Annotated in this window: 20 protein-coding genes; 11 read left to right on the top strand and 9 right to left on the bottom strand. The window is 57.3% G+C overall.

Annotated features, from left to right (window positions below; translation table 11 throughout):
* Positions 1–7 precede the first annotated feature (7 nt).
* The 3 genes from N902_RS0105265 to N902_RS0105255 all read right to left on the bottom strand — a co-directional run bounded on the left by N902_RS0105265 (position 8) and on the right by N902_RS0105255 (position 3,459).
* Positions 8–1,345, bottom strand: a complete 1,338-nt coding sequence (locus N902_RS0105265) for a DUF362 domain-containing protein (protein ID WP_027370077.1) — start codon at positions 1,343–1,345, stop codon at positions 8–10.
* A gap of 362 nt (positions 1,346–1,707) precedes the next feature.
* Positions 1,708–2,583: a radical SAM protein gene (locus tag N902_RS0105260; protein ID WP_027370076.1), complete on the bottom strand. Its 876-nt coding sequence runs from the start codon at positions 2,581–2,583 to the stop codon at positions 1,708–1,710.
* 42 nt (positions 2,584–2,625) lie between these two features.
* Positions 2,626–3,459 carry an SDH family Clp fold serine proteinase gene (locus tag N902_RS0105255; protein WP_027370075.1) on the bottom strand — a complete coding sequence of 278 codons (834 nt, stop codon included), beginning with the start codon at positions 3,457–3,459 and terminating at the stop codon, positions 2,626–2,628.
* A 153-nt stretch (positions 3,460–3,612) separates the two neighbouring features.
* On the opposite strand from N902_RS0105255, the gene N902_RS0105250 reads away from it, so the two are divergent.
* Positions 3,613–4,158: a periplasmic heavy metal sensor gene (locus N902_RS0105250; protein ID WP_084287828.1), complete on the top strand. Its 546-nt coding sequence runs from the start codon at positions 3,613–3,615 to the stop codon at positions 4,156–4,158.
* Positions 4,159–4,395: 237 nt separating this feature from the next.
* Here the strand turns inward: N902_RS0105250 and aspA are convergent, their stop codons facing one another.
* Positions 4,396–6,243, bottom strand: coding sequence for an aspartate ammonia-lyase (gene aspA / locus N902_RS0105245; RefSeq protein WP_084287838.1), 1,848 nt, complete (start codon positions 6,241–6,243; stop codon positions 4,396–4,398).
* A gap of 272 nt (positions 6,244–6,515) precedes the next feature.
* On the bottom strand, positions 6,516–7,970 hold the full coding sequence (locus tag N902_RS0105240) for a catalase (RefSeq protein WP_027370072.1): 1,455 nt from the start codon (positions 7,968–7,970) through the stop codon (positions 6,516–6,518).
* A 256-nt stretch (positions 7,971–8,226) separates the two neighbouring features.
* Between N902_RS0105240 and N902_RS0105235 the strand changes: the two genes are divergently transcribed.
* From N902_RS0105235 to nrfD, 5 genes are all read left to right on the top strand, one after another.
* Positions 8,227–8,985, top strand: a complete 759-nt coding sequence (locus N902_RS0105235; RefSeq protein ID WP_027370071.1) for a DUF364 domain-containing protein — start codon at positions 8,227–8,229, stop codon at positions 8,983–8,985.
* A gap of 484 nt (positions 8,986–9,469) precedes the next feature.
* Complete coding sequence (locus N902_RS0105230; protein WP_027370070.1) at positions 9,470–11,266, top strand: chloride channel protein; 1,797 nt, start codon at positions 9,470–9,472, stop codon at positions 11,264–11,266.
* Between the two features lie 403 nt (positions 11,267–11,669).
* Positions 11,670–14,759, top strand: coding sequence for a formate dehydrogenase-N subunit alpha (gene fdnG, locus N902_RS0105220; protein ID WP_084287825.1), 3,090 nt, complete (start codon positions 11,670–11,672; stop codon positions 14,757–14,759).
* Between the two features lie 15 nt (positions 14,760–14,774).
* A complete protein-coding gene (locus tag N902_RS0105215; protein ID WP_027370067.1) occupies positions 14,775–15,545 on the top strand; it encodes a 4Fe-4S dicluster domain-containing protein in 771 nt (256 codons plus the stop codon).
* Positions 15,542–16,687 (top strand): NrfD/PsrC family molybdoenzyme membrane anchor subunit, encoded by a 1,146-nt coding sequence (gene nrfD / locus N902_RS16555; RefSeq protein ID WP_034621638.1) that lies wholly within the window; start codon positions 15,542–15,544, stop codon positions 16,685–16,687. Before N902_RS0105215 ends, nrfD begins: the two co-directional genes overlap by 4 nt.
* An 86-nt stretch (positions 16,688–16,773) precedes the next feature.
* On the opposite strand, the gene N902_RS0105205 is transcribed toward nrfD, so the two are convergent.
* Positions 16,774–17,517: an N-acyl homoserine lactonase family protein gene (locus N902_RS0105205; RefSeq protein ID WP_027370066.1), complete on the bottom strand. Its 744-nt coding sequence runs from the start codon at positions 17,515–17,517 to the stop codon at positions 16,774–16,776.
* Between the two features lie 275 nt (positions 17,518–17,792).
* Here N902_RS0105205 and N902_RS0105200 point away from each other — a divergent pair, with 275 nt between their 5' ends.
* From N902_RS0105200 to sbtM, 5 genes are all read left to right on the top strand, one after another.
* Complete coding sequence (locus N902_RS0105200; protein WP_027370065.1) at positions 17,793–18,743, top strand: nucleoside hydrolase; 951 nt, start codon at positions 17,793–17,795, stop codon at positions 18,741–18,743.
* A complete protein-coding gene (locus tag N902_RS16550; RefSeq protein ID WP_051564330.1) occupies positions 18,740–19,690 on the top strand; it encodes a ribokinase in 951 nt (316 codons plus the stop codon). Before N902_RS0105200 ends, N902_RS16550 begins: the two co-directional genes overlap by 4 nt.
* A gap of 9 nt (positions 19,691–19,699) precedes the next feature.
* Positions 19,700–20,608, top strand: a complete 909-nt coding sequence (locus tag N902_RS18610) for an esterase/lipase family protein (RefSeq protein ID WP_051564328.1) — start codon at positions 19,700–19,702, stop codon at positions 20,606–20,608.
* Between the two features lie 172 nt (positions 20,609–20,780).
* Positions 20,781–21,086: an SbtA family thio(seleno)oxazole RiPP natural product precursor gene (gene sbtA / locus N902_RS20140; protein ID WP_208596267.1), complete on the top strand. Its 306-nt coding sequence runs from the start codon at positions 20,781–20,783 to the stop codon at positions 21,084–21,086.
* Between the two features lie 95 nt (positions 21,087–21,181).
* On the top strand, positions 21,182–22,792 hold the full coding sequence (gene sbtM, locus N902_RS16540) for a thio(seleno)oxazole modification radical SAM maturase SbtM (RefSeq protein ID WP_051564326.1): 1,611 nt from the start codon (positions 21,182–21,184) through the stop codon (positions 22,790–22,792).
* Here sbtM and N902_RS0105175 read toward each other — a convergent pair.
* The 3 genes from N902_RS0105175 to N902_RS16535 all read right to left on the bottom strand — a co-directional run bounded on the left by N902_RS0105175 (position 22,784) and on the right by N902_RS16535 (position 25,068).
* On the bottom strand, positions 22,784–23,686 hold the full coding sequence (locus N902_RS0105175; RefSeq protein WP_027370064.1) for a hypothetical protein: 903 nt from the start codon (positions 23,684–23,686) through the stop codon (positions 22,784–22,786). The two genes, sbtM and N902_RS0105175, sit on opposite strands and share 9 nt — an antisense overlap.
* Positions 23,686–24,552 carry a hypothetical protein gene (locus tag N902_RS0105170; protein ID WP_027370063.1) on the bottom strand — a complete coding sequence of 289 codons (867 nt, stop codon included), beginning with the start codon at positions 24,550–24,552 and terminating at the stop codon, positions 23,686–23,688. The genes N902_RS0105175 and N902_RS0105170 overlap by 1 nt, the downstream gene beginning before the upstream one ends.
* 81 nt (positions 24,553–24,633) lie before the next feature.
* Positions 24,634–25,068 (bottom strand): 4Fe-4S dicluster domain-containing protein, encoded by a 435-nt coding sequence (locus N902_RS16535; protein ID WP_051564324.1) that lies wholly within the window; start codon positions 25,066–25,068, stop codon positions 24,634–24,636.
* Positions 25,069–25,073: the final 5 nt, after the last annotated feature.

The following is a 25,073-nucleotide window of genomic DNA, read 5'->3' as shown; positions in this document are numbered from 1 at the left end:
CCGGGGCCTACCCGGAGGGCGTCTCCAGCTCCTGTACCCGGTAGAAGCTGTGCTCAAACTCCGGCCTGTCCTTGTAGCGCTTCAGAAAATAGCTCGGGGCCTGCTCCAGGCTGTGCAGGACATTGGGATCGACCATGATCCCGGCCTGATGCAGAGCTTTTGTAATGGCCTCGGGCTTGGGCGGACAGCCCTTGACCGGGATCATGGACTCGATATCCGGGTGATCCCGATGCGCCTCCCACATGCACTTGCCCAGCAGGATGGTCTTTTTGCCGGGCGTGGGCTGCATGCGCTTGCCGGTCAGGACCTCCACATCGTCCCAGGGCGTGCCGTCCCAGGCCATGGCTATGGCCGACAGCACGAGCCAGTTCACGGCTGAGCAGAAGGTGCACATGGTGGCATCGTACTTGTAGTAGGAAAGCCCTTGGATCCCCATTTTGTGCATGGGCTGGGGCAGGGTCTGATCCTCGTTGTACGGGAACTCAAACTGGTGGCAGGCCCTGACCTCCGAAATGGGCATTCCCCTGATCTCCAGGTCGCGTCCATCCGGATACCTGTTCTGCCGGGCACAGGCATGAGCCAAATGCGGAACCCGGGCCGGATCGTGCCCCAGGACCATGGTTCCGGCCATGTCCGCGGCCAGAACATCCGTGGAGGCGATGAGCAGATTGCTGCGTCTGGCCTTCCCGTCAAAGCTGGGGCCCCGTTCCAGGGAATAGATGCCGTCGATGACTGTCAGCATCGGCGGCATGGGCCGGGCCAGACGCGCGACCCAATGGTGCAGATCCTGTTCAGCATCCGGGCTGTGGCATTTTTTCCTGGATGAGACGTCGATCAGGCCTTTGAGGTTTTTTATTCCTAGGCTGACCACGGTCTGGGCATGGGTCTTCAGCACCGGCAGATCTATGAGCACATCGCTCTGCACGGCCTGCTGGTTGTAGCGGACCGCGAATCCGTCGCCCAGGTCCACCTGCTCAAAGGGCTGCTGATAGACATTGATCAGCTTCACCCCATACCGCTTTTGCAGCTCGGTGTAGCCGAGCCCCTCAAAAGCGGCCTCGGTCAGAGCCGGGTCCTTGGGCTTCATGGTCACCATCCCCTCCCCGATGGTGATGTCTGTCACCCCGTATTCCTGGAGCAGGACCACCATGTCCCGGACCAGCCGGGAGGTGGTTATCACCCCCCACTTGGGGAACCCGGCCGATGTCCAGGTGACGATGTTCGGCTTGATGAACACCCTGGGGTTCGCAGGCAGGATGTTCCAGCCTTGGATCCGATCCACAGCCAGGCGCAGAGATTCTTCCGGCTGTTCATATCTGGTGATGGACACTACGGGCTGCGACATAGGGCATCTTCCTTGGATCTCTCTTCCGTACTCTCCTGGTACAATGAGGTTCTGTGACCTAGCCTGTGGATTTTTGGAGTTTGCCGTCTCTGCTGTGTGCCCACCTTCGGCCCGGTATTTTCTAAGCCCCGCCAAAGGGGGATCCCTGCCCCCTCCAGGCACTCACATGATGGACATTGCTTTCAGATGGACTGAGCATATCATGCATGTGAGTGCCTGGTTTCCCCCTTTTGGCGGGACCAAGAAAATGTGCGGGCCTGCCGCTTACGGCACACAGCAGAGACGGCAAACTCTTATAGATGCAATTCCACTTTCTGTGTCGAAGAGCCTACAATGATTTCCGGCCGCCTCTTGGGACCGGGCTACTGACTGCCGACATAGACCGGCCGAAAGGCGCTTTCATCCAAAGACAGGGCCTTGTCCACCTGGGCCAGGAGGCGCTCTCTGTCCTCTGGGAGCACACCTTCGGCCTGGATGTAATTGGTGTAGTGATCGCTGGTCAGCCGGGTCCGGCACACGCACTGGTCGATAATGGTCCGCAGCTCCAGCAGAGCCTGATGCGCGGAGACGATCTGAAACTCATTCTTTTCAATCTGTCTGAGCAAGGGAGTGTTGATCTTGGGCAGAAAGGTCCGGACCCTGAGAAACTCCGGACTTATGGCATTCACGGCCCAGGCCGTTTCCTCGGCGTGCTCCCTGGTCAGCTCCCGGCCGCCGATTCCCAGCATGACATAGGCGCTGGTCTCTATCCCGGCCCTGGACAGAAACTGTCCGGCCCGGATCTGCTCGTCCCTGGTCGCACCTTTCTTTATCCGGCGCAAGACTTCGTCGCTGCCGCTTTCCAGACCCATGTGCACCCTGGACAGACCGGCCTCGGCCAGCCTGGCGAGCCCGGATTCCCCTTTGTCCAGGATATATCTGGCCGATCCATACACAGTGATTCGTTCCAGGAGGGGAAAGACCTGTCTGGCTGTCCGGCAGATATGGACCAGGTCCTCAGTGGGCACGGCGATGCTGTTGCCAGCCGGCAAAAACATGGTCCGGACTCTGGATCCGTACACATCCTTGGCTGCATGGATATCTTCAACAACTTCCTGCACCGGCCGAACCCTGAACTTTGGGCCCTGTTTGTACACCATGCAGAATGTACACTTGTTGTGCGGACAGCCCACGGTGGCCTGAACCAGCAGGCTGTCGGCCTCGCTCGGCGGCCGGTATATCGGTCCTTCATAGCGCATGATCGGTTATTCCTAAATGCTGTTGCCTGGCCCAAGAGCTGCTCACTGTCCTCTCTTTCCGCCTGGGTCGGACCTGGGCTCAGGGATGTACTCCACTCCCAGGCTGCGCCGGACCGGCTGAGGATACAAAGCCATGAGCTCATAGACCATCTCCGGCATGTCCGGGCTGACCGGAAGGCCTATCTCCTGGGCGTTGGCGTAGGTTATCGGATAGTCGTGGGTCCAGTGTCCCTGGGTCAACAGATGGGATATGTGTTCTGCGGTGTCCTGGGGAAAGCGGTCCTGGAGGAGGTCAATCACCGCGCGCTCGATCTGATCCAGGGCCTTTTCCGCCATGTCCGCGCAAATCAGGGTCTTGTCCTCGATGTCCTTGATCGGCTTCTCCCGCAGGACCCGGAGCAGGGAGGCCCCGGGGGACTGCCCGATCTGGGGGTCCACTGGCCCCAGCACCGCGTGGGGGGCCATGACGATCTCGTCCGCGGCCAGGGCAATGAGGGTTCCGCCGGACATTGCATAATGGGGGACATAGACCGTGACCTGGGCCGGATGCTGGCGTATGGCCCGGGCGATCTGCAGGGAGGCCAGGACCAGGCCGCCCGGGGTGTGCAGGACGATATCCAGGGGCACATCATTGTCCGTCAAGTGTATGGCCCGCAAGACCTCCTCCGAGTCATTGACATCGATGTAGCGCATCAAGGGAAAACCAAGAAAGCTCATGGTTTCCTGGCGATGCACCAGAAGGATGACCCTGGAAGAGCGGCTCTTCTCCAGCTTGGCCAGGGTCCGCTTGCGGGCGGATGCGATCATCCGCTGTTTGAAAAGGGGCTGCAGGGAGATCAGGATTACAAAAAGCCAAAACAGCTCAAAGCCTTGCATACCAAACTCCACCGTAATGTATGTGCGTATCTTGCCTTGGCCTGTCCCATGCTTATGTATAACCAATGCGGATGATCAGGCCGGAACTGAATTCGTAACCCGAGGCGGATTTTCGGTCAATTTCTGCCCAACCCCAACAAAGGAGCACAGTCCATGGTCACAATGAAAACAACAGGTATGTCGATTCTGGCGGTGTTGATGTTCAGCGCCCTTGCTTTTGCCGCTCCGGGCCAGGAAAAGCAGGGCCCTGCCCCCTATCACGGGCCCAGAATGGGACAGTGGTATGATCAGCTCAGCACGGAGCAGCAAGAGGCATTGCAGAGCATACACGACAAGTACGTGGATCAAATGCGGGACATGCGCCTTCAGCTGAAGGCCAAGAAGGCCGCCTTGCGCGCCCAGGTCCTGGGCAGTTCACCAGATCAGAGCAAGGTGGACACCCTGGTTTCAGAGATCAATGAACTGCGCAGCAAGCTCTTTTCCGCCAAGGTCAACATGCAGATGGAAAAGCGGGCCAAGGACCTCCCTGTGCACGGGATGTACATGCGGGACAAGGGCATGATGAATGGCTCGGGCTGCCCGATGATGAACAAAAGGAACCACGGCGGAAAGATGATGCAGGGCAAAGGCATGCATCGCAGCGGCCAGGGCATGGGACCGCAAATGACGCAGGACGCGGCCCCGGAACAAAGTGAATAATGCTCTTCCCACCTCAGGCAGGGCAGGGTCGACGAACCATGAATCAGCCGCGGCTACAGCGGTTGCCTGTGGCTCTTTGACCCTGCATGTGGATTTTTGTCCCCTGTTCTGTGGCCAACCCTCGTCCCGGCATTTCCCAAGTTTCGCCAAGGTGAGATGCGGGATGCAAACCCAAGGTCATCCCCGGGACTGATCACAATCCGCCCTGCTCTCTCCCCACGTCCTCCGTAATGCAGGCTACCGGAACCTGGGATGGCACATCTTGGACGGGGACAGGATCTCCTCCAGCTGTTCCCGGCTGAGCAGACCTTCCTCCAACACCAGATCCATAACCCCCCGGCCGGTCTGCAGGGCCTTGGACGCTATCCGGGTGGAGTTCTCATATCCAATGTACGGATTCAGAGCGGTAACGATCCCGATGCTTTTCTCCACGTAATTCCTGCACTGCTCTTCATTGGCCGTAATTCCACGAATGCAGCGCCGGGTCAGGGTGGTGACGGCCTTGCTCAGCATCTTCATGGACTGCAGGATATTAAAGGCGATCACCGGCTCCATGACATTGAGCTGGAGCTGCCCGGCCTCGGCAGCCATGGTCACGGTCTGGTCGTTGCCGATGACCTGATAGGCCACCTGATTGACCATCTCCGGGATGACCGGATTGACCTTGCCGGGCATGATGGAGGAACCGGGGGCCACGGGCGGCAGATTGATCTCGTTCAGCCCGGCCCGGGGACCGCTGCTGAGCAGGCGCAGGTCGTTGCACATCTTGGATATTTTCACCGCCACCCGCTTCAGGACGCTGGAGAACATGACAAAGGCCCCCATGTCTGAGGTGGCTTCCACCAGATCCTGGGCCACCTCGAACTCAATCCCCGCGATCCTGGACAGCTCCTCCACCACCAGGCTGGAGTATTCCGGACTGGCCGTGATCCCGGTCCCGATGGCTGTGGCTCCCAGATTGATCTCCTGAAACAGGCGGACCAGGTAGTGGATGCGCTGCATGTCCTCTTTGACCGTAATCCTGTAGGCCTCGAACTCCTGGCCCAGGGTCATGGGCACCGCGTCCTGGAGCTGGGTCCGGCCCATCTTGATCACGCAGCTGAACTCCACCGCCTTTTGCTTCAGCTCATAGGCCAACTCGCTCATAGCTGTGGTCACATCTTGATAGCTGAGCAGAATGGCCAGCTTGATTGTGGTCGGATACACGTCGTTGGTGGACTGGGTCAGATTGACGTGGTTGTTGGGGTGGATATGGGTGTACTCCCCCCGACTGTGGCCCATTATCTCCAAAGCCCGGTTGGCGATGACCTCGTTGGCGTTCATATTGGTCGAGGTCCCGGCTCCGCCCTGGATCATGTCCACCACGAACTGATTATGCAGATTCCCGGCGATGATCTCGTCACAGGCCTGAGCGATGGCCCCGGCCTTATCCGGCTCCAGATCGCCCAGCTTTTGATTGGCCCGGGCGGCGGCCTTTTTGACCATGGCTATGGCCCGGATCAGATTGGGAAAATGCGACAATGGGATGCCGGTGATGTCGTAGTTTTCCACCGCCCGCAGGGTCTGGATCCCGTAATAGGCGTCGGCCGGAACGTTTCGATCGCCCAGCATATCGTGCTCGCCCCGTTCTCCTCCCTGAAGGCCTGAGCACAGGGCGGGATCGTTGTATCCATATCCTGCATATTTCAACCGGTGCAGCATGACCTTGGCCACCTGGGAAAAGATCTTCCGGGCCATTTCCGGTTTGTCCTGGATCACCTCCTCGATGTGCTTTCGTTCCAAGGCCAGGACCTCGGTATTGATCACCGCACGGCAGGAGGTGGAATGCGGCTCGTCACTTAACATAGCCCCTTCGCCCACAAAGTTCCCGGCCCCCAGGCGGGCCACCACCCTTTGGGCCTCGCCCACCCCGCGCAGGATCTCCACCTCGCCCTGGATGACAACTGATATCTCCGTTCGTGCCGATCCGGCATGAAAGAGAAAGCTGCCCAAGGGGTAGGTGCGCCTGATGCTGTTTTCTGCCAGCAGACGGAGATCCTCGGGGTCTACGTCGTGAAACACCACAATGTCTTTGAGCAGTTCCATGCGTGCTTCCATGTGCAGTCGTGTCCTTTGTTGGGGGAAAAGCCTTTCAGTCCGGTCGTTGCCACCTTGGCTCCACCAAGTCCCAATGTAGGATCTTCCCTGGGGGATGGCAATATACAAGTCATTGTTCGGTTGTGATTTTCAGCTCATACGCCAAGCAGAAAAGCCCTCCCGGAAGATTCCGAGAGGGCTTTTCATATCGCCTCAAGGACAAATTGACACTCACCAAGCGTCCTGTTTTGTCTCAGCAATAAGGGATTGTCGGGGCTTGATCAGCTGCCCTTGACTCCTTTTTCGATCCGCTCCCCGACATCTTTGTCGATGTTTTTCCAGTACTCAAAGGCCCGCTGGAGGACCGGCTCGGTGACGCCCTTCTTGAGATGGTTGACCACATTGGTCACCAGCCGTTCGCGCTGGGCATCATCCATGACCTCCCGGACCAGGGTACCGGGCTGACCGAAGTCGTCGTCTTCTTTATGCAGGGTGTAGGCAGCCCGAACGAACTCTCCATCGGCAGACCAGACAGCCTGCTCGGGATAGCGTTCAGGATCTGCCTTGGGACCACCCTTGGAGTTGGGAGCGTACACAGGATCGGTAACATTATCTATGCGCATCCTGCCGCCCTTGCTGTAGCTGTTGACCGGGACTTTCGGTCGGTTAACCGGAATCTGCTTATAGTTGACCCCCAGGCGGGCCCGGTGGGCATCGGCATAAGACATCAAGCGGGCCAGGAGCATCTTGTCCGGACTCGGCCCGATTCCCGGGGGGAAGCTGTTGGGCTCAAAGGCCGCCTGTTCGATCTGGGCGTGAAAGTCCGTCGGGTTTTGGGTCAGGGTCAGCCGGCCGACTTCAATTGGCGGATAGTCGGTGTGGGGCCAAACCTTGGTCAGGTCAAAGGGATTGAACCGGTAGTTCTTGGCATCCTCAAAGGGCATGATCTGGACCTTGAGGGTCCAGCTGGGGTAGTCGCCCCGCTTAATGGCCTCCGAGAGATCCCTGCGGTGGTAATCCGGATCCTCTCCGGCCATCCGATCGGCTTCTTCATCGGTGAAGAAGTCGATGCCCTGATCGGTTTTGAAGTGATACTTGACCCAGAACTTCTCGCCCTTGGCGTTGACCCACATGTAGGTATGGCTGGTGTAGCCGTTCATGTTCCGGTAGGTCTTGGGCACCCCCCGGTCACTCATCAGAATGGTCACCTGATGCGCGGTCTCCGGGGACAGGGTCCAGAAGTCCCACTGCATGTCGTTGCAGCGAAGGCCGGTGTCCGCCCGCCGCTTCTGGGAGTGGATGAAGTGCTGGAACTTCATGGGATCCCGGACAAAGAACACCGGGGTGTTGTTCCCGACCATGTCGTAGTTGCCCTCGTTGGTGTAGAACTTGAGGGCGAAGCCGCGCACATCCCGCCAGGTATCCGGGCTGCCGGCCTCTCCGGCCACTGTGGAGAACCGGGCCAGCACATCGGTCTTGGCCCCGGGCTGGAACAGGGAGGCCTTGGTGTAGGCGCTGACATCCTGGGTGACCTCAAAATGGCCGAAGGCTCCGGAGCCCTTGGCATGGGGCTGCCGGTCCGGTATCATTTCCCGGTTGAAGTTGGCCATCTGCTCCATCAGATAGTGATCCTGGAGCAGGATCGGACCGTCCGGTCCGACGGTCAATGAATGCTCGTCGCTGGATACCGGGATCCCGGCATCATTGGTGGTCGGTTTATTTTTTTCACCTGCCATGTTCGTGCCTCCTTACTTCGGGGATTCAGGTTCTCCAACTCTTGGGTATGGGCAGCATTCTTTTTGCCCCACGCTGCAGAGGCTCTCTCCTTGTATGCTGCTTATTCTTGCAAACAATTATCAGTCACCTTTTCCTCCGTCAAGCCAAATCCGGCAAAGGGCTGTTGCCCTTTGCCGCCATTTTCGGTACCAATGCTGATCAGTAGTTCGGGCTGGGCACAGCAAAATACGGCTTTTCGACACAAGGACTTCGGTCATGGAACTCAACCACAGACTCTATGGTCTCTTTCAGGACAAAGCGGCACAGGTGAATGTGGAGATCCTCAATCTGGGCCTTTCCTATACCTGTGTCACAACTTCGGACGGGGGAATGGGGGTGGCCTTCACCTGGCTGGACAACGGCAAGATGTGCTGCCAGGCATTGGACGGCATGCGCTATGAAGGCCGTCCGGCAGATGAGCTGCTGCAGACCATTCTCGATCCGCATCCGTTAAAACGCAGCATGGGGCTGGCTCTGATCAATGCCCTCAACCATGCCCAGGCCCTGGAGCTGCCTGAGGATACAGATAATGGACAGCTCTTTGATCTGTTAGGTGTCGGCCCGGGAAGCCGGGTAGCCATGGTCGGCTACTTCGGACCAATGATGAAGGCCTTTGAAGACCGGGGCGCAGTCTTGGAAGTCATCGATTACAATAAGAATATCGGCAACCCTCAGGAGTTCTACGCCAAGCTGGGCAGTTGGGCAGAGGTGCTTTTTCTGACCTCCACCTCCATCTTGAACCAAAGTACAGAAGAGATTCTGGACCGGGCTCCAAATGCGGTGCGCACGGTCATGCTCGGCCCCAGCACCCCCATGGCCTCAAACGCCTTTGCCCACCTGCCGGTGGACTTACTCGCGGGCACCGTCCCAGTGGATCAGGACAAGGTGCTGCAGGCGGTGCGCAACGGGGCCGGGACCCGGATGATTCAAAAGTTCAGCCGCAAGGTGCATGCAGAACTTGGCCCTGACAGGTGAGAGACCCTCGGTGCTAGGTCAAAAAACAAGGCTCTTCGACACAGGCAGTGGAATTCCATACAGAAGAGAGTTTGTTCACTCCAAGATTCGTTTAGAATGACAAAACACATCTCAAGCCCTCTCATATAGTTCCGTAATCGTTCAGCCCCCTGAACACATACATAGTTCCGGCTCTTCGACACAGAAAGTGAAGTTGCCTACATAAGAGTTTGCCGTCTCTTCTGTGTGCCGTGAGCGGCAGGCCCGCACATTTTCTTGGTCCCGCCACCCGGCACTCACGTGTATGATGAGCTTTCGTCACACAGAAAGCAGTGACCTGAACGTGAGTAGCCGGGAGGGGGCAGGGATCCCCCTTTGGCGGGGCTTAGAAAATACCGGGCCGAAAGTGGGCTCACAGAAGAGATGGCAAACTCCAAAAATCCACAGGCTACCTCGAAGAGCCATGGTTCCTTTGAAGACTCAGGACAGGCCCTAGTGCCCATTTATGCATGATGCCATAAAATCCCTTTTCCGCCCAGTTCACCCGGAATTTCCGCGGCACGACCTGTCCTTATTGTTCTTCGCCGTCGGCATCGGATTCCTGGCGGCTGTAGGGGCCTTGATCTTTCGAAGCCTGATCGAGCTCATGCAGTTCGCCTTCTGGCCGGACGGCATGGGCTTTGTGGATCAGGTGCGGGCGGCCCCCTGGTGGCAGATCCTGCTCATCCCCGCTCTGGGAGGTCTGGTTGCGGGCCCGGTCATAACCTTTTTCGTTCCCGAAGCCCGCGGACCCGGGGTTCCGGAGGTCATACTCTCGGTAACCACCCGCCAGAGTACCATTCGCCACCGGGTAACCTTCCTCAAAGGCCTGATCACCAGCCTGCTTCTGGCCTGCGGGGCCTCTGTGGGCCGGGAAGGTCCCATCGTCCAGATCGGCTCCTCCGTGGGCTCCTCTGTGGCCCAGCTCTTCGACCTCTCTCCTGAACTGCGCAGGCTGTGCCTGGCCTGCGGGGCGGCTGCAGGCATATCGGCCACCTTCAACGCGCCGATCACCGGCGCAGTCTTTGCCATGGAAATCATCCTGATGAACATCGAGGTGGCCTATATCAGCCACATCGTCATCGCCTCCATCACCGGATCCGTCTTTTCCAGGCTTTTCTGGGGCGACTTTCCGGCCTTTGAAATCATTGATTTCAAAATGGATACCTATTTGCAAATTTTCGGCTACCTCCTCCTGGGTCTTTTGGCCGGCCTTATCTCAATCATTTTTGTCCGGGCCATATACGCCTCGGAAAATCTGTTCACCCGCCTGCCCGTACCCCGGTGGCTGACACCCGCCCTGGGAGGCCTCCTTTTAGGGCTTTTGGCCCTCTACCTGCCCCAGGTCATGGGCGTCGGCTATGATACCGTCAACGCGGCCCTGTCCGACACCCTGCCCCTGCAGCTGGGCCTCATCCTGCTCGGAGCCAAGCTGGTGGCCACCGCCATCTGCATCGGCTCCGGCATGAGCGGGGGCATCTTTGCCCCTTCCCTGTATCTGGGAGCAACTTTGGGCACAGGGCTCGGCTATGCCCTGTCCATGCTCTGGCCCGGTTTACAGGTTCACCCGGCCTTTTTCGCCCTGGCCGGAATGGGGGCCGTGGTCTCCGGTACCACTTTGGCCCCGATTACCGCCATCGTGACCATCTTCGAGCTGACCCTGCACCCCCAGATCATCCTGCCCCTCATGGTCTCCTGCATCAGCGCCACCCTGGTCGTCCGCCTCCTGTTCGGGGTATCGGCCTACGAAATGAAGCTCCTGCGCCGGGGCATCAACATCGTCCGGGGCCACGACGTGAGCATCCTGCGTGATTTGTGCGTCAGGGACTTCATGCGCCATACCGTGCCCAAGCTGACCCTGAAAACCTGTCTTGAAGATATCGTTGCCGAGATGTCCACCTCGCCCTACCCCCATTTTGTGGTCGAAGACGACGAACACCGGCTTGCGGGCGTGCTGTCGCTCCGGGATGTGCGGGAGGCCCTGCTCTATTTCGATGACTTAAAGGAGAGCCTGATAGCCGCTGACCTGATGAGCTCGCAGGTAACGACCATCACCAGCCAGGACGACATGGAAAAGGCCATGCACCTCTTTGAAGCCCACCCCTTTTCCATGTTTCCGGTAGTGGACAGCGAAAACCATGTTGTGGGCATTTTGACCAAAGACGACCTGCTCAAGGCCTACGATCAGAAAGTGCTCAAAGACCGGGTCCTTTCAGTCAGATCCCCCAGGGAGGGGCAATCCGGCAGTAGCTGCCGGCAGTAAGCCTCTCTGATCGATTCCCGCCCCAGCCGAACCCTGTTCCGGCCATTCCCCATATATCTTTTTTGACATAATTGACTTTATCGATTCATGTTTGTAGCCTTGAAACTATTTCATGTAATTTCCTTCACTCTTGCGGTATGATTTTTGTGATGGAGGCATGAGGTCTGTATTGAGTCTCATTTTACACAGAATTCTGTAATAAAGATGCCGTTTGCAATTTCATACTTCGCAGCGCTGGATTCAAAAGCCAGCTTGTACACCAAGCATGCTGCGCAGCATTCCACCGATATCTGCACGAAAGCCTTTATTCAGGCCTGCACCAGGTCCTTCGGCCTGGATACAATCACAGGATGGAATGCTTTCGATTTATGCTTTTTCCATAACTCAAACCGGAGGTCTTGGCATGGGTGTTTCAAGACGTGATTTTTTCAAGATATCCGGAACCGCGGCAGTGGCTACAGGCGCCACAGCCCTGTCGGCGGAGGATACGAAGGCCCAAGTACCGGACAACAAGCTCAAGGGGACACAGGTCACTACCACCATCTGTCCCTACTGCGCAGTTGGATGCGGATTTAAGGTCTACACCAGGGACGGAGAGCTGGTGCACATTGAAGGTGACTCCGAGCACCCCATCAACCGCGGGCAGTGCTGCCCCAAGGGAGCCTCCCTGTATCAGCTGATCGACAATGAGACCCGGGTGCAAAAACCCATGTACCGGGCCCCGGGGGCCAAGGAATGGAAGGAGGTGGAATGGGATTGGGCACTGGACGCGGTAGCCAAAAAGATCAAGCAAACCCGGGATGAGACCTTTGTCCAGACAGACGCCAAGGGCCAGACAGTCAACCGGACCGAAGGGTTAGCCCATGTGGGCAGCGCGGCCCTGGATAACGAAGAGTGCTTCCTGATGCAGAAATGGCTTCGCTCTCTTGGCCTGGTGTATATCGAGCACCAGGCCCGCATCTGACACTCGGCAACAGTAGCGGCTCTGGCAGAGTCGTTCGGCCGCGGGGCAATGACCAATCACTGGATCGATCTCCAGCATTCCGACGTCATTTTGATCATGGGCAGCAATGCCGCGGAGAATCACCCTCTTTCCTTCCAGTGGATCTCCAAGGCCAGGGAAAAAGGGGCCACCCTTATTCACGTGGACCCCAGGTATACCAGGACATCCTCGCAATCGGACATCTACGCCCCGCTGCGTTCCGGATCGGACATCGCCTTTCTGGGTGGAATGATCAAATACATCCTGGACAATGATCTGGTCCAGTCCGAGTATCTCCGCCTGTATACCAACGCCCCCTTTATCCTCAATCACGATTTCCAGCTCCCGGAGGATTTGGACGGGGTCTTTTCCGGCTATGACCCGAAGAGCAGGTCCTACGATCAAAGCACTTGGAACTTCGACACGGACGCAGACGGGACAATCCGCAAGGATATGTCCATGACCCACCCCAGATGCGTCTACCAGCTGCTCAAAAGGCACTACTCCAGATATGATTTCAAGACTGTTTCCGAAATCACAGGGACTCCCCAGGAGCTGCTGAAAAAGATCTATTCCGCCTATGCAGCCACCGGCAAGCCGGACAAGGTGGCCACCATCATGTACGCCATGGGCTGGACTCAGCATACAGTTGGAACCCAGAACATCCGAACCATGGCCATCGTTCAGCTCCTGCTGGGCAATATCGGCCTGGCCGGGGGCGGCGTGAACGCCCTGCGCGGAGAGAGCAATGTTCAGGGCTCAACAGATCACTGCCTCCTGTACCACATCCTGCCCGGCTACCTGAAAACGCCCAAGGCCTCGCAGCAAAGTCTGGACACATACAACACCGAGAGCGCTCCGACCACGCAGGAACCGTTGAGCGCCAACTGGTGGGGCAACTACCCCAAATATTCGGTCAGCCTGCTCACGGCCATGTACAAGGACAAGGCCACTGCGGACAACGAGTTCGGATATCACTGGCTGCCCAAGCTAGAAGACAACAAGGACTACTCCTGGCTGATGCTCTTTGACCAAATGTACAAAGGGAACTTCCAGGGTCTCTTTGCCTGGGGCCAGAATCCGGCCTGCTCCGGAGCCAACTCCACAAAGGTCAGAAATGCCCTGTCCAATCTGGACTGGATGGTAAACGTCAATCTTTTCGACAATGAAACCGGTTCCTTTTGGCGGGGCCCGGGCATGGATCCCGAACAGATCCAGACCGAGGTCTTTTTTCTTCCCTGCTGCTCTTTTGTGGAAAAGGAAGGCAGCATAACCAACTCCGGCCGCTGGGCCCAGTGGCGGTACAAGGCCATTGAGCCGCAGGGCCAGAGCAAGCCGGACGGAGAGATCCTCAACGAACTCTACTTCCGGGTCAAGCGGCTCTACGAAGAGGAAGGCGGCGCCAATCCCGAGCCGGTAGTCAATCTTAGCTGGGACTACGGGGAAAAGGACGCAAGGGGCAAGATCAAAGAGATCGACACCCATGCAGTGGCCAAGGAAATCAACGGGTACTTTCTCCGGGACACAGTGATCCAGGGCAAACAGTACAAAAAAGGGACCCTTGTCCCCAGCTTCGCCTTTCTCCAGGACGATGGCTCCACTTCCTCCGGGAACTGGCTGTACTGCAATTCGTACACTGAAGAAGGAAACAAGATGGCCCGGCGCTCGCTTGAAGATCCGTCCGGGATGGGGCTTTATCCGGAGTGGGCCTGGTGCTGGCCGGTCAACAGGCGGATCCTGTACAACCGGGCCTCGGTGGACGCCTACGGCCGTCCCTGGAACCCCAAACAGCCGGTCATCCAATGGGATACTGACCACTGGGAAGGAGACGTCCCGGACGGGGGCTGGCCGCCGATGAAGAATCCGGACGGATCCATGAATCCGAATTCCAAAAAGCCATTCATCATGAAGCCGGCCGGTGTGGCCAGCATTTTCGGGCCGGGCCGTCCGGACGGGCCGTTCCCTGAATTCTACGAGCCGATAGAAAGCCCGCTGACCTCGAACCCCATCCCCAAGAACAGCCACAGGATCAATCCTGTCCTGTCTTCTTTCTTCATTCCCAGCACCCAGCAAAATACGGAGTTCGATCTCTTTGCCGTGGACGACCCGCAATATCCATATATATGCTCCACCTACAGGGTTACAGAGCACTGGCAGTCCGGAGTCATGACCCGGCACACGCCCTGGCTTCTGGAGCTTATGCCCCAGCTGATCGTGGAAATCAGCGAAGAGCTTGGAGCCATCAAGGGCATATCCGATGGCGATTGGGTCCAGATCCAATCCATCAGGGGAAGAGTCAAGGGCGTGGCCATAGTCACCAATAGACTGCGGCCCTTCACCATCATGGGCAAGACGGTGCACCAGGTTGGGACATTGTGGTGTTTCGGCTGGCAATACCCGGAAGGCGGAAAAGCCGGGGACAGCGCCAATCTCCTGACAGCCTCCACCGGATGCCCGAACACCCTGATACCCGAGACCAAGGCCTTTATGGTCAACCTGCAGAAGCTCTAACAGGAGGAATGCGCCATGGCGAAGGGCGTTCTTGTCGATATCACCAAGTGTATAGGCTGCCGTTCGTGCCAGATAGCCTGCAAGGCCTGGCATAATCACGAAGCCGGTTATGAAGGACTGAACGGGACATATACAATGCCCAACCAGCTCAGCGCTGACACCTATACCCGAATTTCGTTCGTGGAAGGCGAACGAAACAACCAGCCGACCTGGAGCTTTGTCAAAAACCAGTGCCTGCACTGCCAGGAGCCGGCCTGCGCTTCCGCCTGCCCGGTAGGCGCTTTGCAGAAGACGAAAGAGGGACCGGTGATCTATGACCAATGGAAATGCATCGGATGCCGCTACTGCATGATCGCCTGCCCCTTTCACATCCCCAAATACGAATGGGACACCCTCAATCCCTGGGTCCAGAAATGCAACTTCTGCGCAGACCGGGTGGATGCAGGCATGGAGCCCGCCTGCATCAAGGCCTGCCCAATGAATGTCATGTACTTCGACGACTACGAAAAGGTAGTTCAGGAGGCCAAGAACAGGATCGCCAACCATCCGGGGAAATACATCAATCACATTTATGGCTTGAACGAGGCGGGGGGCACGTCCTGGATCTATATATCCGACCGTCCGTTTCAGGAGCTTGGTTTTGACACCCAGGTGGTCAAGGCCAGCTACCCGTCCTTTACCTGGGCCTCGCTGTCCAAAATCCCGTGGAAAGCAGTTGGGTTCGCAGCTGCCCTGTCAGCTATCGCCGTTTTTCGGAACAGGGGAAGCCGTAAGGAGGATGTATGACGTCCCAATCCAGATATCATTCCACCCGATTCTTTACCCCGTCCACCTGGGTTCTGCTCCTGCTGCTCATCATCGGTGCCGGAGCAGCGCTGTACAGGCTGGGGGCAGGTCTCGGACCGGCCACCAACCTGTCCGACGGAAACCCATGGGGCCTGTGGATCACCTTTGATGTTCTCACCGGCGTGGCTCTGGCCGCAGGCGGGTTTACCATCACCTGCGCCGTGTATATCCTGAACTGGAAGAAATACAAGCCGATCACCCGGGCGGCCACACTGACCGCTTTTCTCGGGTATCTCCTGGTCATGATCGGCTTGTTCCTGGATATCGGCAAGCCGTGGTCCTTCTGGCATGCCTGGGTCTTCTGGCAGCCCCACTCCGTGATGTTCGAGATCGTGGTCTGCCTGACCCTTTACTTTCTGGTCCTCCTGCTGGAGTTCTTGCCCTGGCTGCTGACCAAATTCTCATCACTGAGCAAACTACAGCGGATACTGGAAAGCAAGGCGGTCATCTTCCCCCTGGTCATTGCCGGCATTATGCTTTCATACGGGCACCAGTCCTCTCTGGGCGGTCTCTTTCTGATCACTCCGGACCGGCTGCATCCCTTGTGGTCTACCCCCATGCTGCACAACCTCTTCTTCCTCTCGGCAATCTGCGCCGGGCTGGCCATGGTCTCCATCGAGACCATGCTCAGCAGCAATGCCTTTGGCAAAGAGCCTGAATCCGACATCCTGGAAGGGCTGGGCCGGGGAACGGCCATTGCCTTGCTGGTCTATACCGCAGCCCGGATGATCGACCTGGGCGTTCGGGGCAATATCCCGTACATCTTCGAAGGCAGCGGAGCCAGCCAGTTGTTCCTGTTTGAGTTCGGGATCTGCGCTGTCCTGCCCATGATCTTTCTGGCGGCCAAGACAATCAGAACCTCCCTGCCCTCTCTGCTCTTCTTCCAAGGTCTGGTCCTGATTGGCGTTGTTTTTTACCGCTTCAATGTGGTCTTAAGCTCCCAGCAGCAGATGGGCGGCACCTACTTCCCCTCCCTGGTGGAGATCGCGGTCACAGTGGGCCTGGTCGCGGGCGGGGTCTTCCTCTACCGCCTGGCGGTGACCTATCTGCCCATCTTTGCACCTGCTGAACACTCAAAGTAGTTGCCCGGGATAACATACCGGCCCTCGCAAAAAGGCCGGGAGGCTGAGCCTCCCGGCCTTTTTGCGGGATCAGCATCACTCCGGTCTCAGGGAATTTGTTCCACGGATGCAAACTTCGGTTCGTGCAGCGGGATGAGGATATCGGCCTGCTCCTTGACCCGCTGCATTATGTCGTAGGCATGGTAGGTATTGACCACTGTTCCCGGCGGAATGACCTCCATCTCCAGGCCCCGGATCTGAGGGGGAGGGAAGAAGTTTTCCTCGATCACGCAAAATCCGGTGATGGCCGCCAAGCCATGCTTGGTTTGAATCCAGACCGTCAGCCCTCCTTCAGTGTGCACAGGCGTATGCATGACCCGAATATCGGGCAGAATCTCCTGTCCGTCGACAACGGTCTGAATCTGCCCGTTTTCTTCTATATCCTCGATAAAATCTTCCAGATAGCGATAATCAAGAGGATGGGGATTATGCACGGTCTCCAGCTCCCGGCTGTGGCAGTAAAAGACCGCATTGGTGCACTTGGAGTCGTTTTCGCAGTGGTCATTGTGCAGATGAGTATGAATAACCACGTCAATATCCTCAGGCGTGAGACCGAACCTGGCCAGTCCCTGCTCAAAAGTGAATATCGAACCCTGGATAGCCTTCTCCCGCGCCTCGGATTGAATAGGATGCATCTCTCCGGTGTCGATGATGATATTCTTGTCACCGCCCTGAATATACCAGGAGTAGATAGGAATGGTGTACTCCCGGCCGTAATCGTGCTGGTAGGTCATCATCCCTTTGTCAAAGACCTTTGTGCCCACAACAATGGGATGTATGGCATATGTCATGTCTGCCTCACTTAAGTATCTGCGTGCAGCCTGAGGCAACAGTGAAAATCCTTGACAAGGATACGCAAGAGCCAATCTGTGTAGGAGGTGACCAGCTCGTATCCTTTGTCCATACATGGGCGAATACAAACCGCAGGCCGCGACGCGGGTTTCAACGAATTGTCTTTGAGTATCATTTCGCAGGATGCTCTGTCCAATCAGCAGATCCCGTTTTCGTATCCGTCTTGCGATACCCCGACTTCCCCTGGTATACACCATAAAGGAAAGGAGTTGTGATGAAAAAAACTGTTCTCATCGATACAGATCCCGGGGTGGACGATGCCCTGGCCCTGCTCTGGGCCCTGCATTGCCCCCTGCTTGAGATCAAGGCCATCACCACGGTCTGCGGCAATGTGGATGTGGACACGGCAACCGCCAATCTTGGTACCGTCCTCGATGTTGTCTCAGGTCCTTGCCCTGTGCTGGCCCAAGGAGCCAAGCGTCCTCTGGTCCGGGAACCATACTTCGCCAATCATGTCCACGGAGCAAACGGCCTGGGCGGATCCCGAACAGGTACAGACCCAGCCTCCCGTCTTCTTGCTCTGTCCAAGCGGGAGGCAAAAGATGAGATTGCACACCAAGCACTGATATCTTCAGAACCCCTCACCGTTGTCACCCTGGGGCCGCTGACCAATATCGCCCTGGCCTTGGAAGACTGCCCCGAGCTTGCGGACAGGCTGACTGAAATCGTTATGATGGGCGGGGCCTATCTCGGACCTGGAAACATCACTCCGGCTGCGGAATTTAATATTTTTACCGATCCCGAGGCCGCGGATCGTGTCTTTCGCTCCAAAATCCCTGTGACTGCTGTCGGCCTGGACGTCACCCGGCAGGTCAGACTGGACCGGGACACTTTGGATACCTGGGTCCAAGAGTCCAATTCTTCGGCCAGGCAAAAGATCCGGGAATGGACCGTCCATTCCTTGAGCTATATGCAGAAGCTGGATGGCCGAGCTTCAATCTTTCTGCACGATCCTCTGGCAGTCATAGCCACCGTCGCTCCGGGGCTAATCACCACCGAGCCTATGCATGTCGAGGTTGAAACAAAGGGCAAGCTCACTCAGGGGATGACCCTGGCCGACCGCCGGCCCATCCTGGATATATGGAAAGAAGCACCCAATGTTCGGGTTTGCACACAGGTGGACAGCAATCAAAGTCTGAAACGTTTTCTGCAAGGAATTCCATGAACCGGGTCATTGTGGTCGGCAGCGCAAACACGGACCTGGCCGTACGGGTTGAAAACCTTCCCTCCAAAGGGGAAACGGTCATGGGCCGGGACCTGACCTTCTTTTTTGGAGGCAAGGGTGCCAATCAAGCCCTGGCCGCTTTGCGTTGCGGAGCGGATGTCCTGCTCATCGCCAGGATCGGAACGGATCATTATGGACAAAGACTGGCCCGGCACCTCAAGGATTCCGGGCTGCCCGCCGCCGGGATAGCCGCTGATGACGAGCATCCAGCCGGGCTGGCCTTTATCCTCGTCGAGCCGGGCGGAGACAACCAGATAACCGTTGTGCCTGGAAGCAACCAGCATCTGTCTCCTGCCGATGTCCGGGCCTGCGCGGATTGGTTTGCTCCAGGATCAGTCCTGCTCACCCAGCTGGAAATCCCCATGGACACGGCAGCAGCAGCCTTGGAGCTGGCCAAATCCTGCGCTATGACCACCATCCTCAATCCGGCCCCGTTTGCTCCTCTTTCCCGGTCCATCCTGGCCGCAACCGACATCCTGACCCCCAATCAAGGCGAAGCCGTCGCTCTCTGCGATTCTGCAGAGGATATCATGCAGGATCCGTCCCAGCATTTGGCCCCGGTTCTGGATCTGGGCCCCAAAGAAATCATTATAACCCTTGGACAGGACGGGGCCCTGCGTGTGACCAGAAAAAGGCAGCTGCACATTCCGGCCAGTCCTGTCCGGGCCGTGGACACGGTGGGTGCCGGAGATGCGTTCAACGGTGCCCTGGCCGCAGCCATGGCCCACGGATGCAGCATGCAAAATGCCTTGCGTTTGGCTGGTGCCGCCGGGGCTCTGACCGCGGCCACCCCCGGAGCCCAGGAAGCTCTTCCCAGTCAAGAAGATATCGAGGTCCTGGCAGGTGTCCGCTTTGGCTCTCAGGGCCACGGTCGGGACCCGGGGTAAAATCCAGCAATGCTTGTCATCTATCTGATACTACTTATCCTGGCTTTGCCAGGCATCGTGGCCCTGGGCACCTGCCTTTCGTCCGCGGGGATCAACCTGGGGCATGGGCAGCTGCACAAGGCCGCTGCCCACACCGGCCTTTCCCTTGCCCAGGTGTTTCTGCGCACCCTGGCCTCAAGCTGCTTGGGAAGCGCCTACTCCCTGCTGACCAGCTTGATACCCGCGCAAAAAGGGCTGCATTCGGCAGATCCGGGAGAGAACACGAACCGGCAGCCCATCCTTCTGGTCCACGGCCTGTACCACAACCGCTGGGCCTGGCTGTTTTACCGCCATTGGCTGCCTAAGGCGGGCTTCCCCAATCTGTACACCTGGTCCTACCCCAGCTTTGGCCGGGACTTTCATTCGCTGTCCCATGAACTGGCCCAGGAGGTGACCGAACTGGCCCACACCCATCCCGCTCACCAGGTAATTTGCATCGGGCACAGTTTGGGCGGGCTGCTCATCAAATCAGTTATAAACACACCTGAGACAGCCAATCACATTAGCCTTGCCGTCACTTTGGGGACCCCTCATCGGGGAAGCGTGCTGGCTTCAGCCGCGGTGGGCAAGCTGGGTCGAAGCCTGAGATACAACGGAGATCTGGTCCGTTCCCTGGCGGACAGAGACAAATGCTCCACGACGACAAAAGTGAGCATCTTCGCCCCCCTGGACAATATGGTCGCCCCGGCCTGCGCCCTGCATCCCCAGAATCCGGGATGGAAAGAGGTCCAGACTCCACCTGTGGGCCATATCTCCCTGCTTTTCCACCGTCCGACCGCCAAGCAGGTGCTGGCCTGCATATCCGAACATGCAGGCCCATTTTCCGGCCCGGAGCAAACCTCCCTGCCACCCAGCATCCATAGGAGCCAAGGGAAATGACTGTCTCCAGGCAGTGAGGGAGCCATGCACAGCCCGGACCTCATCTCATGATGCCTTTTGTGAACAGGAATGAATATTGACATGGGAGACCGATAGGATACTATGCACAATACTACGCCTAAAAGAAGTGACAGCAAATGGTCCGCGGATTGAAGGACAAAGGAGCAATACTATGGAATACAAGGATATGAAGACATTCCTTGTGGGGCTGTGCCTGAGCGGGCTCCTGGCTGGATCAGGGCTGGGGATCTCCGCCACGCTCGCCGGCTGCGGGTGAGGATCCGCCAACAGCAGTGCGGTCGGCAATGCTAACAGCAGTGGTTGAGGAGCCGCCACCGGGGACGCAGGTAGCGAGCCCGCAGGCAGCGGCTGAGGCGCAACTGACCAAGGTTCCGGAGGAACCGACCAGGACAAGACGCAGCACGGAGATACCGATCAGGATTCAAAGGATACTGAAGCACCTGCACCAAGCGGTTGAGGCGGAGGCACAAACTAGCGCGGGTCGCGCTGGAAAACACTCGCAAACCGGGCAGGGCATGAGGGGCGTAGGTGCTCTGCCCGGGGAGATTTACCATGGCGGACACCACCTTCTGGAAGCAGGTCTTTCCCGCCTGCCACCTGGCCATGGGGCAGACCCTGTGGACAGATGCCGAACACCGGGGTGACCATGACCACCTGGATGCCTTTCCTTCCACCTTGCAGCAGGTAATTCAAGACCGGGATCATCTGGCCTTCCTCCCGGATCTGGCCAGGCTGGAGATTGCTGTGCACCGCTTGCAGGATTGCCGGGCACAGCGCGGGAAAGCGGGCATTAAGGTCAATCCATGCCTGGAGCTTTTGGAGCTGGAATGGACCAATCTCTGGACCATGATTCCGAACAGGAGCACACATCCCCCCCTCACCCCTGAATATGGCAGTCAGCGAATTTTGGTCTGGCAGGATACAAGTGGCCGTGTCCGCTGTCGTCCAGCAACGGAACCCGATCTCGCCGCACTCAAGCTGGTGACCGAAGGCATCTCTGTACCTGAAGCGGCGGCACAGACCGGGTATCCTCAGTCGAGGATCTGGCCGATTTTGCACAAGGCACTACGGGAGGATATCCTGCTGCAAGGTGAGAGCTTGATTCGGCGTGCCTGGAGCATCCCGGCTGAGCTGGAAAAATATCAAGCAGCACAAGCATTCACCCTTCAGTGGCACATAACCCAGGCCTGTGATCTGAACTGCAGGCACTGCTACGGACGGGAAGCCAGGGATCCACTGCGCTTGGAACAGGCAATGGATGTCCTTGACGATTTCGACCACTTCTGCCGCACCAAAAACGTCCACGGGCAGGTTAGCTTCACCGGCGGGAACCCGATGCTCCATCCCCAATTGGACACAATCTTTGAGGAAGCGGTCAACCGGGGGTTTACAGTAGGTTTTTTGGGAAATCCGACCTCCAGGGAACGGCTCCAAAGCCTGCTGCACAAAGGGCCGATCACATTCTATCAAATCAGTCTCGAGGGTCTGGAAGAACACAACGACTACATCCGCGGCCCAGGGCACTTCCAGCGATCATTGCAGTTTCTGGATATCCTGCGGGAGCTGGGCATATATTCAATGGTCATGCTCACTCTGACCCAGGCAAACACCGGCCAGGTCCTCGATTTGGCCCGGGAGCTGGAGGGCAGGGCCGATCTGTTCACCTTCAACCGTCTCTCCACAGTAGGATCAGGAGCGTATTTGACCCCCGCAGACAGGGAGGAGTTCACCAGACTCCTTGCCGCCTATCAGGCCCAGGCCAAGGAAATTTCCGGAATGGGCTTCAAGGACAACCTGTTCAATGTCTACCGCTCGCAGCATGACCTGCCCTTGTTCGGCGGGTGCACAGGCTATGGCTGCGGGGCGGCCTTTAACTTTGTGGCCCTTCTCTGTGACGGAGAGGTCCATGCCTGCCGCAAGTTCCCCTCTCCTCTGGGAAATATCCATGACCACTGCCTGGAGGAGATCTACGACTCAGAATTGGCCGATTCGTACCGGCAGGGGCCGTCGGAATGCCAGAACTGCCGCCTTCGCCCTGTGTGCCGGGGCTGCCTGGCAGTGATCCACAGCTGCGGCAAGGATGTATTCACCGCCAGGGATCCTTATTGCTGTTCTCGGCCTGATGAACCGAATTTGTCCGTGGGGACTGAACGCTTACGCTGAACCTTGCACATAGAGTCGGGGACGCAAGAGGTGTGCATAGCGCAAAGCCTCGTGCCAGTCTTGGGTGTAGAACTGGTCAACTTCGTGTATTCGTGAGGGTGGAATCAGATCATCCCGGCCCAGAAACGATTCAGGCAAAATATACGCCGCATAGCCTATGAGATACAGCAGGCCGTCGCCAAGCTTGCGGTGTACAAACTTCAAAAACGGGGATTGAGTCCGAGAATGATCATGCGTAGAGAGCTGATTGAACTTCCGGATAAGCCTTAACTGCTTTTCAGAGAACGAGGCATTCTTAGCAGAAATTTGTATATCTTCAGGCCGATAGTCTGCACCGACATAGTCTGCGAGGGCATCAATTGCCGCAAACGGCTTGTTGATGAACTCTTCCTGAAACATAACAAATACAGGATGAGCGAAATGCTTCTCCAGTATGCGTATCTTTTGGCAATAATCTAGGTTTCTGATTTTTACAACCCCAGTATCGTTCTGAAGATCGAAAAAGTGGTCAAAGTGCTTACAGCCATGCTTGCGTATATAATACTTGTACTTGGACTTGATCATTCTTCCATGGCTTCGTAAAATCAGGATTGGACGAGTATCAGGATATCTGACAGCAACTTCCCGAATCTTGCGCATATATTTTTCTTGTTCCGGCTCCAGCTCTCGCGAGAGCAGAAATCTCTTGTCAGGAGAGCTTGCAATAATCTCATCCTTGCTTCTGAAGTCATGCTTCTTGATGAAGTGAATATTGCTCAAGCACGGAAAGACACTTTCCTGCAAGAAAGTCGATGCGGTCTTGTGCAGGCCGAGATGGAAGTATATTTCCTTGTCTTTTTCCGGACCGGCAACAGTTTGTTCGTTTTCCGCGTCAAGGCCGGGACGAATGCGCATTATTCTGGCTCCTCATTTCCCACCGGGCACCCCAGCTCGCATAACCGGCAATACTTGACTGCATACCCATAATCATCTTTCGCCCCCGGCAAAGTGCCTGATTCAAAAGCGTCAATAGATGTACGCAGGGCCTGCTGCTCTTCGTCTTGGTCAGCCAGGGCCTGTACGGCTTCATCGATGTCCAGGCCCATCTTCTGGTTGCAGACCACCCGGTCATAGCTTCCATCTGTACCTGGAAGTATAGATTGATGCATGATCTCGGAGGAATAGACCTGCTCGGCAAATGCATCGACCGGACAGGCCCTGCGGCAGAACTGCTCACAGCCCTGACAGGGATCAAAGGTAACCGGCCCGGTTGGCTGGGCCTCCAGACTGAGCAACAAGGCTCGAAACCGGACCCGCGCCCCGAACCGAGGCGTGATCACCAGATTGTTGCTGCCCACACAGCCCAAGCCGGCCATCACAGCCGCATCCTTGAGAAAGATGCCTCCTTTCTCGATGAGGTAGGGCATCTTCCAGGTCCGGCAGGCAAAAGATGTCTCCACCCAGGCCGAAAGATCCCGATTGATGCGCATCAGGATCCGATTTCCGGATGTTCCTTTCCCGTCCCACCAGTCCATCTCCGGCTTCTCTTCCGGATGGGACACCCCGATGACCACAACAGAGCGGGCCTCCGCAGGCCAGGCCACTTCCTGTCTTTTGTCCCCATCGGGCCAGTGGGTGTCCAGATCGCTTCCGATTTTGGGGTATAAAAGATGCGAGGGGGATCCACGCAATGCATCGACGCCAGCGACACCGGCAATATCCGCGCCCAGGGAAAGGGCCTTGTTCACCACTGCGCCGGTTATCTCTGATGCTGTCGGCATTGGTTGCTCCTGTGCAAATTGCTGTTCGATCTGGAGTGGGGAATAAATTGGCACGCATTGACGGCGGCCCATGGGTCTTATTTATGCATGAACAGACATGGACAAGGCATCTGTAGGACAATGCTGGGCACAGGCAGGTCCTTCCCCCCTCTGCACACAAAAATCGCATTTGTGCATCACTCCCCGGCTATCGAATTGGGGAACTTGATAGGGACAGGCATCCCGACAGACGCCGCACCCGACGCAGACCTCCTGGTCCACGACAACAATGCCGTCCCCTTCCCGCTTGACGATGGCCCCGGTCGGGCATTCCTGAACACAGGCCGGATCCTCGCAGTGCCTGCAGACCAAGGGAAAGAACTCCCTGCATATATCCGGATACGCGCCTTTCCAGACCTCCTGGATTACAATGGGCCAAATACCCGGCTCAAGGTCGTGGACTTCTTTGCAGGCCAGCTCGCAGGTCCGGCACTTGACGCACCTTCCTGGATCAAAGCGTACCCCGGTGTCGCTCATTGCTC

The organism is Desulfovermiculus halophilus DSM 18834, assembly GCF_000620765.1.
GTDB lineage: Bacteria > Desulfobacterota > Desulfovibrionia > Desulfovibrionales > Desulfothermaceae > Desulfovermiculus > Desulfovermiculus halophilus.
Note: the sequence above shows the minus strand (reverse complement) of the source record. Positions and strands in the feature narration are given on the sequence as shown.